Origin of the sequence: Fusibacter sp. A1, from assembly GCF_004125825.1 — a bacterium.
Lineage (GTDB): Bacteria > Bacillota > Clostridia > Peptostreptococcales > Acidaminobacteraceae > QQWI01.
The window spans coordinates 323943-339980 of sequence record NZ_QQWI01000003.1; the positions used below are offsets into that span (position 1 = coordinate 323943).

A 16038-nucleotide genomic window follows, 5' to 3' on the forward strand; every position below is an offset into this window, starting at 1 on the left:
TTACTTTACTGTGTAATCAACTGATATGCCAGTTGCGCTGTTTTCGTCAGATTTTCGATACTGATACGTTCATCGAGTGTGTGTACCTTTTCCATACCTACCCCGAGATTGACTGCCTCAATACCTTTTTTGTTATAATTGTTGGTATCCGAGCCTCCACCTGTTCCCTTGTAATGGGCTTTAGCTCCTATCGCTTCGATCGCTTTTGCGACTTCTTTTACTATTTCACTTTCCATCGACACTTCAAAAGCGTCATAGGCTCTTTCGATGTTGATCTCTGCCACCGCGCCGAACTCTTCAGCCGCTTGTTCGAAACACTCGACCATATGTGCCGTCTGATGATTCAGCTTATCATTTTTTTGTGATCTGGCTTCTGCCTTGATGATCACTTCAGGACAAACGATATTGGTCGCTTGACCCCCTGTGATCGTACCCACGTTGGCAGTGGTGTCTTCATCGATTCTAAGCAGGTTCATACGATTGATCGCAGATGCGGCGATTTGAATCGCACTGATTCCTTCTTCAGGACAAACACCCGCATGGGCAGGTTTGCCTTTTATCACAACATCGATCTTATCCTGAGCTGGTCCGTTGACGATCACTTCGCCTGGAGCGCCGCCACTATCGAATACTACGGCCATTTTAGCGTCGATCATCGAATAGTCGAGAAACTTGGATCCATTGAGTCCACCTTCTTCCGCTATGCAAAATACGATCTCAAGCGGTCTGATGGCATCTCCGTTTTCTGTAGCGAACTCAATCGCCTCAAGTATAGCTGCGATTCCCGCCTTATCGTCTGAACCCAATACCGTAGTCCCGTCACTGACGATGTATCCGTCTTTTATCTCAGGCCTTATGCCGATACCAGGTCTTACCGTATCCATATGGCTTGAAAGCAATAGTGTGCGCTGAGATTTGGTATCCCCGTATTTAGCAATCAGATTGCCTGTATTGGATGGAAAAGAAAGATTAGCCTTATCATAACTTACGCTAAATCCAAGGCGTTCAAGTACTGGTTCAATATAATCAGCAACCGGTTTTTCATTGCCTGTCTCACTATCGATCCGAACTAAATCCATAAAGTTTTTTACTAACCGATCTGTATTCATAAATTCCTCCTAATCCACCTTATAGGGGTATGGTTTGTCTAACATAAATCTGAACATTGATATGTTGAGCATAACAAAGAAAAAAGGCAGACACAAGTGTCTACCTTTACAAATATTCTTTAAAATTTAGTAATTTGACTCTTTAACTTCAAAGTAGTTTTGCGGATGAAGACACGCTGGACATTTCTCAGGTGCTGATTCACCTTCGTGAACATAACCGCACTTATCACATTTCCATCTTTCTACTTCGCCTTTTTTAAATACTTCATCGTTTTCAATGTTGGCAGCAAGTTTAAGGTAACGCTGTTCGTGTTCCTTTTCTACTTTTGCGATCATTGTAAACGCAGCAGCCACCTGCATGAATCCTTCTTCTTTGGCAACTTCAGCAAAGTGAGGATATAATTCTGTGTATTCTTCATTCTCGCCTGCAGCGGCTTCTTTAAGGTTCTCAAGTGTTGAAGCAACTTTTCCAGCTGGGTACATCGCAGTGATCTCCACTCCGCCACCTTCAAGGAAGCTGAAAAATCTTTCCGCATGCACTCTCTCGTTGTCGGCAGTCTCAAGGAATAGTGCCGCGATTTGATTGAAGCCTTCTTTTTTTGCTTGCTTTGCAAACATCGTATATCTGTTTCTCGCCTGTGATTCACCAGCGAATGCCTTTAATAGGTTTTGCTCAGTTTTTGTACCTTTAATTGAAGCCATCGTATCTCTCCCTTATTATCTCATTATGCGTTTGTCGGTGGAACAAATGTACGTGTCGCAAGTTCTCTGTCAAGCATTAAAACAGCGTGTCCTTCGCCGTTGATCAACTTCAGTTGATCGAGGATGCTGTTCACATTGGATTCTTCTTCCACTTGCTCATCAATGAACCATTGCAAGAAACTTGTAGAAGCGTAATCTCTCTCTTCAATTGCAAGTGCCATCAGATCATTTATAAGACTTGTCACGTGTTCCTCATGTTTTAGTGTTTCCTCGAAAACATGGATCATATTATCCCAATCGGTGATCGGCTGATCCATTGCTTCCAACACCACCCTACCGCCACGTTCGTTCACATAGTTGTAGAATTTAAGTGCGTGGAACTGTTCCTCTTCAAATTGAATTCTCATCCAGTTTGCAAAACCTGGCAGATTTCGGTTTTCAAAATAGGCAGACATCGACAGGTAAAGAAATGCCGAATAGAATTCTGCATTGATTTGTTTATTATAGGCTTGATTCAATTTATCCTTAAGCATGTATTCACTCCTTAGTGGCGGGTATTATGATTTCCAGTGGCCATGAAGGTTACAATATTCACGAGCAACCACTTCGTTTGCTTCAACCATAAATATGGCAACCGGTTCTTGACCCGGCTTTAAATATTCTGTGTAGACTTTTCCATCCGCAACAAGTTCAATCCACTCGATAAAATGTTCTTCTGTCATCGGGTGAAGTGTAGATCCAACAGTCACCTTAAAGCCGCCATCGATTTTTTCGATTACAGGTACATGTTTCTCAGTAGTCTTATCAGCAGTTTTTTCTTCTAAAAGCTGCATTTCCTCATCACAACATACAAGTGCGCCTGGACCACCATGATAGACTTCCACGATGTTGCCACAAGCCTCACATTTGTAAACTTCAAGTCTTTTAGCCATTGTTATCCTCCTGTTTTTGGGTATGTAGGTTTCTCATAAAAAGAGATTCTTCGATTAGTTACGAGAATCCCCTTAATGTTTCTTAAAGACACTTGTTACAAATCCCTTTAAAATAAATATGTTTTTGATTAATCTGGAATGCATCAAGTGAACCTGATTCAATGTTGATTATATCTGTTTCAAAGTCATAAACCTCTTTACATTTTTCGCATTTAAAATGTCCGTGAACCTTTGTATTCGCATCATACCTAGCTTCAGTTTCTTCGATTGTGATAAGTTGTGCGATATCTTTTTCTACGAAAAGATTGAGCGTATTGTATACAGTTGTCTTTGATAATGTGGGAATTTCAGAAACCAATTCCTTGTAGATTTCATCAACTGTCGGGTGTGTACGATTTTGATACAGGTATTCAAAAATTTTCATGCGCTGAAATGACGGTTTGATGTTATGACTTTTCAGATAATCACCGATGTTGTCAATTCTTAGCTTCATTTTAAACTCTTTCTAAGCTGGCTCGAACATATCCTTGCCAACTCCACATAATGGGCAAACCCAATCATCTGGGATATCGTCAAAAGATGTACCTGGCGCTACTCCACCATCTGGATCACCGATTTCTGGATCATATTCATATCCACATGCTACGCAAACAAACTTTTCCATATCATTCTCCTTTTGTCCTAATTTTAGTTAAGCTGGTTCAAACATGTCTTTGCCGACTCCGCATAGAGGGCAAACCCAATCTTCTGGAATGTCATCGAATGATGTTCCAGGTGCTACTCCGCCATCCGGATCACCGATTTCTGGGTCGTACTCATAACCACAAGCAATACAAACATACTTTTGCATGATAATTCCTCCTTGTATAATTGTTTTAGTCACGTCATTGTTACCCTCAATCGCGTTTTGAAAACACCTTAAAAGGTAAAATTATTTAAACGTGTAATAACTTTTAATTTGTAATCATTACATATTTATAATATCAAACTTGTTAAAAAAGTCAACAGGATTGCGCAAAAATATGAAAAAAGACGACTTTATGTTCACGCCGGCGAGAGTGATTATCATTCGCGCATGTTATGCAAACACTTGGTTTGATTAGAATTTTTATAGGTATAAATAATAGAGAAACGATTGACAGAAAGGTATCAATCTACTATAGTGTATTTAGTTTGTAACGATTACATATTTGCATTCAATCAAGGGAGGATTTTATGAAAACCTTAAAACTCAAAGATGGTATCACTTGGATCGGTTCACTTGATCCCGATTTAAGAATATTCGATATCGTAATGCACACGGAATTCGGTACGACGTACAATTCCTATGTGGTGCAGGGCACAGAAAAGACCGCTGTGTTTGAAACTGTTAAAGTAAAGTGTTTTGATGAATATATGGAAAAGTTGCGATCGGTAGTAGACCCTGCGAGCATCGACTATATCGTTGTAGATCACACCGAACCCGACCATGCGGGTAGTGTGGAGCTGCTGCTTGATTATGCTCCAAACGCTGTCGTTTTAGGATCAGCAGCTGCCATCAACTTTTTAAAGGCGATTGCCAACCGTGACTTCAGATATGAGGTCGTCAACTTCGATACTGAAATCGACCTTGGTGGAAAAACACTCAAGTTCATCTCAGCACCTTTCCTACATTGGCCGGATTCGATCTATACCTATATAAAAGAAGACAAGACCATCATCACCTGTGACAGTTTCGGTTCACATTATTCCTTTGATGATATCTTGTACTCGAAAATGACCGATGGGAATAAAAAGGACTACAACAAAGCCCTTCTCTATTACTATACGATGATTATGGGACCTTTCAAGCCGCATGTGCTTGCTGCGATAGATAAGATCGAGGACCTTGATATCGACCTGATCTGCCCTGGACACGGACCTGTGCTTGATGAAAATCCAAGACAGATCGTGGAAACCTATCGCAACTGGTCGACTGAGAGTAATCCGAATACGAAAAAAACCGTCATCATCCCTTATGTGGCAGCCTACGGTTACACCAAAGAACTGGCAGACAAGATCACAGAAGGTATCCGCTCGGCAGGTGATATCGATGTCAAACTCTATGACATGGTGTATGCGGATAAGTCCGAGGTGATGGAAGAAATCAAGTGGGCGGACGGTTACCTGTTCGGCACACCGACCATCAACGGCGACGCGCTTCCACCAATCATGGATCTTGTGATGGGCATGTCTCCTATCGTACACGGCAGAAGACTTGCTGCGGCCTTCGGTTCTTACGGATGGTCTGGCGAAGGAGTTCCAAACGTCGATGCGAGGCTTAAGGCCCTTAGAATGAAAATGTACGCGCCTGGTCTCAGAGTCAACTTCAAACCTTCTGAGAGCGAACTGGAAGCGGCTTTCGAATACGGATTGGGATTCGGTGAAAAACTGCTTGGCCGAGAACCTTCCATCCACTTCAGCCTTGATGTGAACGACGGCGAAAAACATATCAATCCAAGCGGTGAGATGAAGCTTTGGAAGTGCGTTGTCTGTAATGAGGTGTTCGAAGGGGTTGAACCGCCAGACATCTGTCCAGCATGCGGCGCCTCCCATGAACAGTTTGAAGAATATGTCGTAGTGGAAAACACATTCGCATCACAGGAAGAATACGATGTCGTCATCATCGGCGCATCGGCTGCCGGTGTCGCCGCAGCAGAAGCGGTAAGAATGAGAAACCAAAACGCAAGCATCGAGCTGATAAGCGCGGAAAACCACCTGGGTTATTACAGACCCATGCTCTCAGACTACCTCAACGGGTCGCATCAGGAAAGTATGTTCTACCTACACGACAAATCCTGGTACGAAGAGAACAAGATCGTCACCACACTCGGTGTAAGAGTGGAGATGATCGACACAGAAAACAAACTGCTTGAGCTTTCAAACGGAGCCAGTAGAAAATACGAAAAATTGATTCTGGCAAATGGATCGCAGAACATGATACCGAAGATCAACGAAATCGAAAAAACCGGCGTGTTCAACCTAAAGACGATCGAGGATGCGGATGCGATCAAAGCCTATGCGAAAAACGCGAAAAAATGCGTGGTGATCGGCGCAGGCCTCTTAGGTCTTGAAGCGGCGTGGGAACTGAAAGAACTCGGACTTGAGATCGTCGTACTCGAACGTGAGAACAGAGCCCTTCCACGACAACTCGACAAAGATGCTTCAAGCCTTTTCGAGTCGGGCATCGACCACGCGGGCATCGACTTCTACAAAGACACGATGGTAAGCGCTATCACAGGCAAAGAGCACGTTGAAGGGGTCCAGCTATGCGACGGCGAGTTCATCGCATGCGACATGGTCATCTACTCGACGGGAGTAAAACCGAGCATAGACTTATTTGACAACACAGGTATCATCACCAACCGAGGCGTCATCGTAAACGACCAGATGATGACCAACGCACGGGACGTGTTCGCCTGCGGCGACGTATGCGAGCATGAAGGCATTGTCTACGGCATCTGGCCGACAGCCATCGAACAGGGCACCGTAGCCGGCGCGAACGCGGTCGGAGACACAATCGCCTTCAAGCCGTCCATCCCTGCCAATGTCTTTAACGGTATGCACATGAAGGTGTTCTCCATAGGCGATATCGGCCGTGATGAGAACCATAGCTATAAAGAAGTTGGAGACATCCAAGAAAAACAAGGCGTCTATAAGAAGATGTTCTTCAGAAACAACCACTTCGTCGGCGGCATCCTAATCGGCGACGTGGCAAAATCACTCACCATGATCCGCGGAGTCGGCAAACAGGCTGACATCAAGGAAATGGTGGAGGAAATCGTACTTAAATAGCCAAAAGGACGCATTCGCTTGCGTCCTTTTTTTGGTCCATTAGCTTTTTATAAAGGCCTCTATCGCCTCTTGTGATGGCATCACATCATAATCGCCAGGCGACTGGTCCGCTTTATGGTACTCTACTCCCTGAGCCTGCTGCTGCAGCAGCTTGTCCGCAAAAGCGTCCACACCCATGTCGCGTGCGCAGCAGTTGAATGCCATGACGCGTTTATTTTTGAAGAGGTCCTTCTCACAAGGAAACTCCTTGCAGGCATGACAGCCTCCGACACCTTTTTCCATGCTGCACGCCTTCACTTCACATGATTTGGCCTTTTCCTGTACGCATCCTTCACACTCGTAGCTGCATACGACACAGGCCAGACCGCAACTGCCGATTTTAGTTTTTCTTTCCATGACTACCTCCTAGCCGTTCCTCACTTATGTATCAGATCATTGTCATTATAAAGAAGAAAACACGACAACTAGCTGTCGTGTTTCGAATAAATAGTCATTATTTTTCTTGTATGCTCCTCAAGGAGCGTTCTTATCTCTTGCGGTTCAACAACTTCGAGATCACTGCCGAAACTGAGTAAGATTCCCTTCCATAATCTTTCTTTGGGGATGATGTGCAGTTTTGCACATAAAGTTTCCTCGTCAACCCTTTTGACATCCATAGGCATGAGATACTCATCGACAGAAACAGCGATCTTATCCGCGTATTTAATTTCCACTTCGACGGTCTTTAGCTCTTCCTGAGAGACCAGAGACCGAATCTGAGCATGGTCTGGATGATGATTAGAAAAGGAGGATCCCGTGACTTTCAACTCGGTGATACGAGCCACCTTATAGGTCCTGTAGACTTGTTTTTGCGTATCAAAAGCTACAAGGTACCAGCTGTACCACTGATATGCCAGGTAGATAGGCTCCAAACGTTTCTCGCTTGAACCGTGATCGGCATTTACATAAGTGACTGCAAGTTGTTTTTCACTTCGAATCGCGTCTTCGATACCGGTCAGCAAAGTAGTGATTTTTGGATTTTCATTCGCGGAGCTAAAGTCCAGTTTGACAGGATGTGCAGACGTTGATGTCAACGAGCCTATCTTTTCATAAGCACCCTTCAACTTCTTGTTTTCCCAAGCACTCATCGCCGACTCCAAAGCCATCCGCATCACCTGTAGATCCTGTTGGTCGGCAACTTGCCTGGACAGCCTAAAGGTATCCAGTAGCTGATAACCGCCCTTTACACCCCTTAGCGACACCACAGGTATGCCTGCCATATTGATGCTCTCGATATCCCTTTGAATGGTTCTTTCAGAAACCTCAAACCTCTCAGCCAACACCTTTGCGGTTGCAAACTCCTTATTGAGCAGGTAGGTCACTATCCTTAGCAATCTTTGTAGTTTCATTTCATGTCCTTACTGACTTATTTAGTATTGGCACCTTCAACAAAGTGCTTGAATATGATGATATGGTCTTCCTCGGATCCTATCAGGTTCTCTGGATGCCACTGCACGCCCATCACATTGTCAGTCCTATGTTCAATCGCTTCAACGATTCCGTCATTGGCTCTCGCAGTAACCCTCAGGCCGTCGCCCAAGAGGTTGATTGCCTGATGGTGCATGGAATTGACTCCTAGCGTTCTCTTTTTGTACACATCAAACACCTTGCTGTCTTCAACCAGTTCGACATCATGCGCCAGACCGCCAGTACCCACCTGTTTTCCCTGATGGTCGAGACTTGTATCATATTCCGTATTGATGTCCTGATACAAGGTACCGCCGTAATAGATGTTGATCAGCTGGAAGCCCCTGCAGATTCCCATCACCGGTATCCCTTTTTCGATGGCGAGTCTTAAGAGATGCATCTCTACGCTATCCCTGATATCAGAAACATGCTTCGTATGGTCGATCGGCTCATGTCCGTATAAAGATGGATTGATATCCACACCACCAGTGAAGATGATCCCATCAATCGTATCGATGTAACCCTCTAGTTTGTCATGTTTTACGGACAAGGGGATGACAATCGGTATGCCGTCCGCCGAGTCAATCGCCTTCACAGATGAGGTACTGATCATGTTCCTGTTTTTCTTACCACACGTGTCGATGTAAGTGGTCACTCCGATTTTCTTCATTGTGCTCTCCAATCTGCCGAATACTTTGCTTAAATCTATCGTATAAGAATCACATGTCATTTACAATAGGTTTTCAAAGTACTCCACCACCCTAGGAATGCCTGCCATAAAGAGACCTTGCTCATACAACGCCATAATTTTGTCCTTCGTCGCCACCTGAATCTCACTGACCTCGCCGGGCTGGCATCTTAGATCATCGAGTTGGAACTCCTGCTCAAATAGCCACACATCTGCAAAATGAGAGCATTCGGACTCTATCCTATAGGTTTGGATCAGGTGCCCGACGCTTTGCACCACTAGACCGATTTCTTCTTCCAACTCACGTTTCACCGCATCATAGCTGCTTTCACCCGCAGTCGCGGAACCGCCTGTGACTTCCCATGTATTGGCAAAGGTCTTTTCGGGTGACCGTTTTGACAGGAGAAACTCATCTTTGGCGTTTTTGACAATCCCAAAAACGACCAGGTGATACTCGCCTTTTTCCAAATTGTCTCCCCTGATCGTCGTCCTACCCGTCAGGCGCTTATTTTCATCGTATATATCCCAAATCTCCATCTTGATTCCTTTCTGTACATTTCAATGTATGTCATCTAGTTTCATCAGTTCATCTATTTTGAGCCGTTTCACTAACAACGAACACGGAAACAGCTCCTTCATTACTTGATTATAATAAAAGAAACACCATCTTGTGGTGTTTTAAGGTAAACGTAATATGCAATTATACATCTTAACAGAACTACCTACCACTTTCTGAGCATCCCCCTTGAGAATAGCTACGGTTACCCTAAGGAAGATTCAAAAAACTTGTCGAGAGTCAGTGATCACTTAAGAGAACGATTACTAAAACCCTGGAGAAAGCTCAGAAAGTTGTAGCTGTATTCAACTGAATATGCCAAAAGCACCAATGTGTCACCTTCAGATTCACAACGGCACTTTTGACGTTTGCTATGGTTACTGGTTTGTCTATTGGTTCAGCGGTTAGTCTATGAATTGGTTTATCTACTAGTATGATTATTCTTCAGTTTGGATTATAGTGTGACAGGTCTTCCGAAATCCGGTGGAAAGTCTTCTTCTCCTGCCATGAACTTGTTCTCATGATGCTGAGTGAATGCAACCGACAAACATAATACAAGGACCATTACAAAACCGACAACGCTTCTTTTCATAGATTAGCTCTCCTTCTCTCTCAGATAATTCAAAGATACAGGAGATTTAGATAGCTAATTCACCCACAAATGGGGTAAACTATGATTGTAAAAAAGCTAGTTAGGATTTCCTTAACATAGCGACGTTAACGATAATCAGTTTGGAATTCGAGGTTTGCTGTGAAAGACAATTACATTAAGTTTGGCCTTGAGGCAAAAAAAATACGGGTGGATTTAGGGTATTCAAGAAGTTATGTTGAAAAAAACGCCCACGTGCCACAAGAAACCTTAAGAAGATTTGAGGATTTGGGTCACGAGCCTAAGCTGAAAACCTTGGAACGCTTATCCGATTTGTATAAGATCGACATGATCAACGTCTTTATGAAAAACAGGGCCTATACCAACATGTTCTCGACAGAACTCATAAGTGACGTGAGCAACCTGTCTAAGAATCTTGAGTATGGCATCCTTAGCGCTAAGTTGCTTGAACTTATAGATAACTTATCCTCCCGTTCGAAAGACGAAACCAAAACAGAACTCATCATCCATTTTTTGACTTGCTGCCTGTCACTTGGGGAGAAATCGACCAAGGATATCAAGCGCAACATCATGAACCTGGAAGACACGTTAATCGAGCTCAGTCGAAATCGAAAGCGGATCTTATCCGATGTTTACCTTTATGACTTTGAGATAACGATCGCACTATTGCTGGTAATCCAATATAGGCGTATAAAGGATAATATGAGGGCGATCGAACTTATCGAGAACGTGATTGCCATTGTAGACTCCAATCCCTACCGGTCAGAGCACCAGACCAATCAGCTAGGGTTTCTTTATCTGAATTTGAGCTACTCCTATCACTATTTCGACAATCATGAAAAGGTGATTTCCATTGTCGACAAGGCCATTTTCAACCCCCAGCTTCGCTTCTCCAATACGACCTATAACAATTTGATGCTAAGAAAGGTCATCGCACTTTTCAAGTTAAATGACCCCTCTTACAAACTCCTCGTCGCATCGATTTGCATGAATGAGACACCCACTCGTAAATCGGCCATTGTAAAAACGCTAAGGGATCAGTATGGTATCGATTTGGATACCATTTATGCGGAGTTTGAAATCAAGCGCTAAAAGGCCATAGAAAAAGAGCTGATTCATTTTGAACCGGCTCTTTTTGTTTTCATATTTTAGACCAACTTAAATACTTACCAGTTGCGTACGACCAGTTTTATCCGCTTCGAATGCGGCCTCCATCACCTTCATGACCCGCATGGCCTGCTCCGTTGTGATACTGAGCCCACGCTTTTCTTCGATGGCGTCTATCCATCCGTCGTAGACGACACAAAGGTGGTCTGTGACATCAAGAGGCTCTGTCAGCACAAGTGTTTCTGTAGACTCTTTGCGACGTGGCGCCATGGTTTTTGTCGGACCTGCCTTGGTGTAGACGATTTCATCCTCCCACGTACTGTCAGGATCGATGCAGCGTACGATTTTGCCGTCGCAGTTCCAGTCATCGATTTGAAGGGTACCTTCTGTTCCAAGCACGTACCATCTGGGATGGGTGATGTAGTTGTTTGTGGACACTTCGACATGGGCTATAAGGCCCTTTTCGAAGGTCAGCGTGAGTCTGAAATTGTCATCGACTTCAGGGTACTGGATACTGAACATTTTACATGACACGCTTACCACGCGGTCATCACTCATGTGAAGGAGCTGATCGATAAGGTGCACACCCCAGTCGAGCATCATTCCGCCACCCAGCTCCTTGATCGTGCGCCAGCCTTTTGGCATTCCGCGCGAACCCTCGACGCGTGATTCAATCACATACACCTCACCCAAAAGTCCGGCTTCCACAGACCGTTTCATCAGCACGAAATCCTTGTTCGAACGCCTGTTGTGGTTGATGGTGAAGATTTTTCCGTACTCTTTTTCAGCCTCCATGATGGAACTGAGCTCAATCGAACTGAGTGTGACCGGTTTTTCACAGATCACGTGTTTGCCGGCAGCCATCGCTTCTATAGATAGTTCCATATGGACTTCATTGGTGGTGGCGATCAAGATCAGATCAAGCTCCGGATCATGGAGAATCGCTTCTTTGGACGAGTACGCCTTCAATCCGTTTTGCACTGCCACTTTCATTCGCTCTGGATTCACATCGTAAACGCCCTTCACTTCAAGTCGTTCGTATGCCTTTAAGCAGTCCACATGGTAGCTTGCCATGCCACCATAGCCTATGATACCCATTTTCAACATCTGTTTTCCTCGCTTAACTATCACTTATGCCCACCACATGTCCGCCGGTGATTCGAAAACGATGACCCTATTTAGGAACTCGCACGCCTTTGACATGCCCTCGTCAATCGACATCAGCGCGTCCTCATGCTCGATGCTGATGATGCCGTCGTAGCCGACCGCTTTTAGCATGCTGATGATGTCGTTCCAAACTTCAAGTCCGTGCCCGTAACCTACAGTTCTAAACACCCACGACCTGTCGAGTCCATCACCGTAATGTTTGTTGTCAAGCACGCCGTTTATGACTACATTGCGCTCATCGATTTTGGTGTCTTTGGCATGAAAGTGATAGATCGCACCTTTTAATGCCTTGATCGCACTCACAGGATTGATGCCCTGCCAGAACAGATGGCTCGGGTCCACGTTCGCTCCGATCACATCACCCACAGCTTCTCTAAGTTTCAGTAGCGTCTCTGGATTGTACACGCAAAAGCCGGGGTGCATTTCTAGGGCGATCTGGTTCACGCCATGCTCCTTTGCAAAAGCGGCGGTCTCTTTCCAGTAGGGAACAAGCACTTCATCCCACTGATACTCAAGCACGCGTCCAAAATCATCCGGCCAAGGGCATGTCACCCAATTGGGGTAGGTGGCACCCGGACCGTCACCCGGGCATCCTGAGAAGGTCACTACCGTGTCCACACCTAATTTTTCTGCAAGAAGCACAGCGTCTGTAAACTCATCGTGGAATTTTTTTGCGATCTCCTTTTGCGGATGAACCGGGTTTCCGTGGCACGCGAGTGCCGAGATCTGCATGCCGTATTTTGATACTAACGCTTTGACCTTTTCTACCGCACCCTGATCCACAAGTAGTTCCTTGACATTCAGGTGGGCGCTGCCAGGGTAGCCACCCGCACCCAGTTCAAGGGCCCCAACGCCCATTTTACTGAGTTTGATCAGTGTTTCTTCTAATGTAAGTGCGCTATATGGTACCGTCAATACTCCTAATTTCATGGTCTTACTCCTTTATTGTCATCATTTATGTGATAGCAAGCTCCTAAGTGAACGTTCCATGCTCTCAAGGCTAGTACCGCTAGAAGTCTCTTGTTCATAGATAAAGTCCTTCTCAGGATAATCCATGATCATGCGCTTAAAGTCGATCACACCCTCACCCGCTTCCACGTTTAGCCTTTCACCAAGTACTTTCGTCTGTTTTAAATGAACCACAGGGCATCTGCTTGAATTGATTTTAAGATACTCCTCTGGATCAAGTCCTGCCACCGCTATCCAGTAAAGGTCGGGCTGTAGAACCACATAGCGGCTGTCCACGTGTTCAAATAGGACTTCAAGGGGGGATTGTCCCTGCGATTCTTCAAATTCATGGTCGTGATTGTGGTAGGCGAAAATAAGGTCTGACTCCGCGCATTTTTTTCCGATCGCACTGAAGAGTTTCGCATGCTCCAACGCGCTTTCCACCGACGTGATGTCGGCCCATGGACAAACGAGATACTTTGCACCCAGATCGTTTAAAAATTCGATTTCCTCCTCCAGATGTGTGGTGAGCCTGTCAAGGCTTACATGCGAAGAGATCGCAATCAGTCCCAAGCTGTCGAGTTTTTCTTTGAGCTCCTTTGCTGCATATCCCCCATATCCTGCGAATTCGACACCCGCATATCCCATGGCTGCGATTTTTTCAAGCGTACCCATATAATCCTTAACCATCTCGTCTCTGATGGAATACAGCTGGGCGTATATTTTTTTCATCCTCTTCTCCCTATTTAGCCACAAGGTTAAAATTCAATTTCTTTACCCGTTCTTGCCGATTCGTAGATCGCCTCGAGGATCTCGGTGACCACCAGGGCCTGCTCCGCCTCGACAACTAGTGGCTCGTCTTCTATCACAGCCCTATAAAACGCTTTGGCTTCTAGTACTTCAGGCTTGTCCTCGCCGCCTTCGTAAAAGTCCACGCCTTCTGCGCCAAGCGACGGCTTCAGTGTCGTAAGCTTTCCAAAATCAGTACTGTTGATCCGAAGACCGTCTTCCATGTCTGCTCCTGCCTTTGTCCCGCAAAGGGTAGTACGCGCTTCTTTCACATCCAGGGTGTTCAGCGCCCAGCTCGCCTCCAGCATGATTGTCGCACCGTTTTCCATGGTGATGAACCCGAAAGCCGAATCTTCCACAGTAAAGGCTTGAGTGTCCCAGTCTCCCCATGCGTTGCCCGTTTGGGTCTGGTCGCCCAGCTTTTTATAGACGCTGCCCTTGACACTTTTGACCTTGTAATTGTCCATAGCCCAAAGCGTAAGGTCCAGGGCATGGGTTCCGATATCTATAAGGGGGCCTCCGCCTTGTTCCTCTTCGTTTAGGAACACGCCCCATGTCGGTACGGCGCGACGTCTTATGGCATGGGCTTTGGCAAAGTAGACCTCTCCCAAATCTCCACGCTTTACGGCCTTGTGCAGGTACTGACTATCCGCCCGATACCTGTTCTGATAGCCGATCGTCAACAGCTTGCCTGTTTTCTTTGACGCTTCTAGCATCAGTCGCGCATCCTTTGCCGTCTTTGCCATCGGCTTCTCGCACATCACGTGTTTGCCAGCCACCATGGCGGCAACGGATATCTCCATGTGCGACTTGTTTGGGGTGCATACATGGATGGTGTCGATCGATTCGTCTTTTAAAAGCTCATTGAAGTCCTGATACGCCTTTGCTCCCTTTATGCCGAAGTCTTTTACAGCCTGTTTCGCCTTTGTAAGATCGATGTCGCAAAAGGCCACCATCTCGACCTGATCAAGCTTTTTAAGCACCGGCATATGTTTGTTGTTTGCAATACCGCCACACCCTATAATTCCAACGCGAATCTTCTTCATCACTAACTCTCCTTGTCCTTGACTCACAGTTTAAATTCCTTTTAATGCTGTCAGTATAGCTAAAATAGCGTTTTCATAATATAATAATTGCATCAAGAAATATCAATTATTTGTCATAGCAAATACACTTTCAGACTTTTATATAACTGTAACTTCTCGAAAACCTACTTATTTCAACGCTTTCATAAGGAGCACAGATGAAAAGCTTTTACGAAAACCAAAAATTTATTGTGGGTGGCGTCTCCTACCCCTTCAGAAGCCATATACAAGAAGCCGTGGGGCAGCGCGTCATGGTCGAAGCGCATTATCATACCTATATTGAAATCCTCTACTGCCTAAGCGGCAGTTTCAGCATTTTCTTGGACGGTAAGGGCGATACGTTTTACAAAGGGGATATGGTCGTCATCAATTCGATGGAAGTGCACTATATCAGGGCCCTCTCAGAAGGAAACAACAAGTACATCGTCATACGCTTTGACCCAGAACTCCTCTACACCACGACGCAAACCATCTTTGAGGCGAAATACGTGTTGCCCTTCACCATGCTTCACGCCACGCACCAGAAGATATTCAGGCATCACGAGATCAGCGCCACTTTTCTCCCCCAACTTTTAAATGAGATCCTCGTGGAAGACGCACAAAAAAAATACGGGTTCGAACTCGCGGTTCGTACCCATATCGGTCGTATTTTTTTATGGATTTTAAGAACCTGGAATGAGCAGGGCCTCGACCTCAACCTCTGCTATGCCTTCAACCAAGAGACCATCGAGCGGCTTCAAAAGGTGTTCGACCATGTTGAAAACCACTACGACCGGGTAATCACCATAGACGAGATGGCTCAGCTTTCGAACATGAGCTACAGTTATTTCTCTAGGTTTTTCAAATCCGCCATGCAGCGCAATTTCAGCGACTACGTCAATCACGTGCGCGTATCCAAAGCCGAGAACCTTTTGGCTACGACCGACTTCAGCATCACCGATGTAGCACTAAGCGTAGGATTTTCAACATCCAGCTACTTTATACAGCAGTTCAAACACTACAAGAACATGACCCCCCGTCAATTCAGAGCCAACTTCAAGTCTTTGGTGGATAGGTATGAGTGAGCGTTCAAATTATACGCCCCCT

The 16038-nt window shown here is 45.2% G+C and carries 19 protein-coding genes; 3 read left to right on the top strand and 16 right to left on the bottom strand.

Going from position 1 to position 16038, the window contains the following annotated elements:
* Positions 1–5: 5 nt before the first annotated feature.
* The 7 genes from DWB64_RS05490 to rd (DWB64_RS05520) form a co-directional block, all read right to left on the bottom strand.
* Positions 6–1109 (bottom strand): M20/M25/M40 family metallo-hydrolase, encoded by a 1104-nt coding sequence (locus DWB64_RS05490; RefSeq protein WP_129487195.1) that lies wholly within the window; start codon positions 1107–1109, stop codon positions 6–8.
* Between the two features lie 126 nt (positions 1110–1235).
* Entirely contained in the window at positions 1236–1811 is a 576-nt protein-coding gene (rbr, locus tag DWB64_RS05495; RefSeq protein WP_129487196.1) for a rubrerythrin, read from the bottom strand.
* A gap of 23 nt (positions 1812–1834) precedes the next feature.
* Complete coding sequence (locus tag DWB64_RS05500; RefSeq protein ID WP_129487197.1) at positions 1835–2344, bottom strand: ferritin; 510 nt, start codon at positions 2342–2344, stop codon at positions 1835–1837.
* 24 nt (positions 2345–2368) lie between these two features.
* Complete coding sequence (locus DWB64_RS05505; RefSeq protein WP_129487198.1) at positions 2369–2743, bottom strand: desulfoferrodoxin; 375 nt, start codon at positions 2741–2743, stop codon at positions 2369–2371.
* 82 nt (positions 2744–2825) lie between these two features.
* Positions 2826–3236 carry a Fur family transcriptional regulator gene (locus tag DWB64_RS05510; RefSeq protein WP_129487199.1) on the bottom strand — a complete coding sequence of 137 codons (411 nt, stop codon included), beginning with the start codon at positions 3234–3236 and terminating at the stop codon, positions 2826–2828.
* 12 nt (positions 3237–3248) lie between these two features.
* Positions 3249–3407: a rubredoxin gene (gene rd / locus DWB64_RS05515; protein ID WP_129487200.1), complete on the bottom strand. Its 159-nt coding sequence runs from the start codon at positions 3405–3407 to the stop codon at positions 3249–3251.
* A gap of 27 nt (positions 3408–3434) precedes the next feature.
* Positions 3435–3593 carry a rubredoxin gene (gene rd / locus DWB64_RS05520; protein WP_129487201.1) on the bottom strand — a complete coding sequence of 53 codons (159 nt, stop codon included), beginning with the start codon at positions 3591–3593 and terminating at the stop codon, positions 3435–3437.
* A gap of 365 nt (positions 3594–3958) precedes the next feature.
* Here rd (DWB64_RS05520) and DWB64_RS05525 point away from each other — a divergent pair, with 365 nt between their 5' ends.
* Positions 3959–6556 carry an FAD-dependent oxidoreductase gene (locus DWB64_RS05525; RefSeq protein WP_129487202.1) on the top strand — a complete coding sequence of 866 codons (2598 nt, stop codon included), beginning with the start codon at positions 3959–3961 and terminating at the stop codon, positions 6554–6556.
* A gap of 39 nt (positions 6557–6595) precedes the next feature.
* Here the strand turns inward: DWB64_RS05525 and DWB64_RS05530 are convergent, their stop codons facing one another.
* The 5 genes from DWB64_RS05530 to DWB64_RS19205 all read right to left on the bottom strand — a co-directional run bounded on the left by DWB64_RS05530 (position 6596) and on the right by DWB64_RS19205 (position 9838).
* Entirely contained in the window at positions 6596–6952 is a 357-nt protein-coding gene (locus DWB64_RS05530; protein WP_129487203.1) for a DUF3795 domain-containing protein, read from the bottom strand.
* 68 nt (positions 6953–7020) lie between these two features.
* Positions 7021–7944 carry a YafY family protein gene (locus tag DWB64_RS05535; RefSeq protein WP_129487204.1) on the bottom strand — a complete coding sequence of 308 codons (924 nt, stop codon included), beginning with the start codon at positions 7942–7944 and terminating at the stop codon, positions 7021–7023.
* Between the two features lie 17 nt (positions 7945–7961).
* Positions 7962–8672 carry a gamma-glutamyl-gamma-aminobutyrate hydrolase family protein gene (locus DWB64_RS05540; RefSeq protein WP_164980249.1) on the bottom strand — a complete coding sequence of 237 codons (711 nt, stop codon included), beginning with the start codon at positions 8670–8672 and terminating at the stop codon, positions 7962–7964.
* Between the two features lie 60 nt (positions 8673–8732).
* Complete coding sequence (locus DWB64_RS05545; protein ID WP_129487206.1) at positions 8733–9227, bottom strand: NUDIX domain-containing protein; 495 nt, start codon at positions 9225–9227, stop codon at positions 8733–8735.
* Positions 9228–9700: 473 nt separating this feature from the next.
* Positions 9701–9838: a hypothetical protein gene (locus DWB64_RS19205; RefSeq protein ID WP_164980250.1), complete on the bottom strand. Its 138-nt coding sequence runs from the start codon at positions 9836–9838 to the stop codon at positions 9701–9703.
* 159 nt (positions 9839–9997) lie between these two features.
* On the opposite strand from DWB64_RS19205, the gene DWB64_RS05550 reads away from it, so the two are divergent.
* The gene (locus DWB64_RS05550) at positions 9998–10948 is read left to right on the top strand and encodes a helix-turn-helix transcriptional regulator (RefSeq protein ID WP_129487207.1); all 951 of its coding nucleotides are present in this window, start codon (positions 9998–10000) and stop codon (positions 10946–10948) included.
* A 66-nt stretch (positions 10949–11014) separates the two neighbouring features.
* On the opposite strand, the gene DWB64_RS05555 is transcribed toward DWB64_RS05550, so the two are convergent.
* Genes DWB64_RS05555 through DWB64_RS05570 form a run of 4 tightly spaced genes read right to left on the bottom strand, consistent with a single transcriptional unit; the run spans position 11015 to position 14913 of the window.
* On the bottom strand, positions 11015–12094 hold the full coding sequence (locus DWB64_RS05555; RefSeq protein ID WP_129487208.1) for a Gfo/Idh/MocA family protein: 1080 nt from the start codon (positions 12092–12094) through the stop codon (positions 11015–11017).
* A complete protein-coding gene (locus DWB64_RS05560; RefSeq protein ID WP_129487209.1) occupies positions 12095–13060 on the bottom strand; it encodes a sugar phosphate isomerase/epimerase in 966 nt (321 codons plus the stop codon).
* Positions 13061–13081: 21 nt separating this feature from the next.
* Positions 13082–13810 (bottom strand): sugar phosphate isomerase/epimerase, encoded by a 729-nt coding sequence (locus DWB64_RS05565; RefSeq protein ID WP_129487210.1) that lies wholly within the window; start codon positions 13808–13810, stop codon positions 13082–13084.
* A gap of 26 nt (positions 13811–13836) precedes the next feature.
* Complete coding sequence (locus DWB64_RS05570; protein WP_129487211.1) at positions 13837–14913, bottom strand: Gfo/Idh/MocA family protein; 1077 nt, start codon at positions 14911–14913, stop codon at positions 13837–13839.
* A gap of 197 nt (positions 14914–15110) precedes the next feature.
* Between DWB64_RS05570 and DWB64_RS05575 the strand changes: the two genes are divergently transcribed.
* On the top strand, positions 15111–16016 hold the full coding sequence (locus tag DWB64_RS05575) for an AraC family transcriptional regulator (RefSeq protein ID WP_129487212.1): 906 nt from the start codon (positions 15111–15113) through the stop codon (positions 16014–16016).
* Positions 16017–16038: the final 22 nt, after the last annotated feature.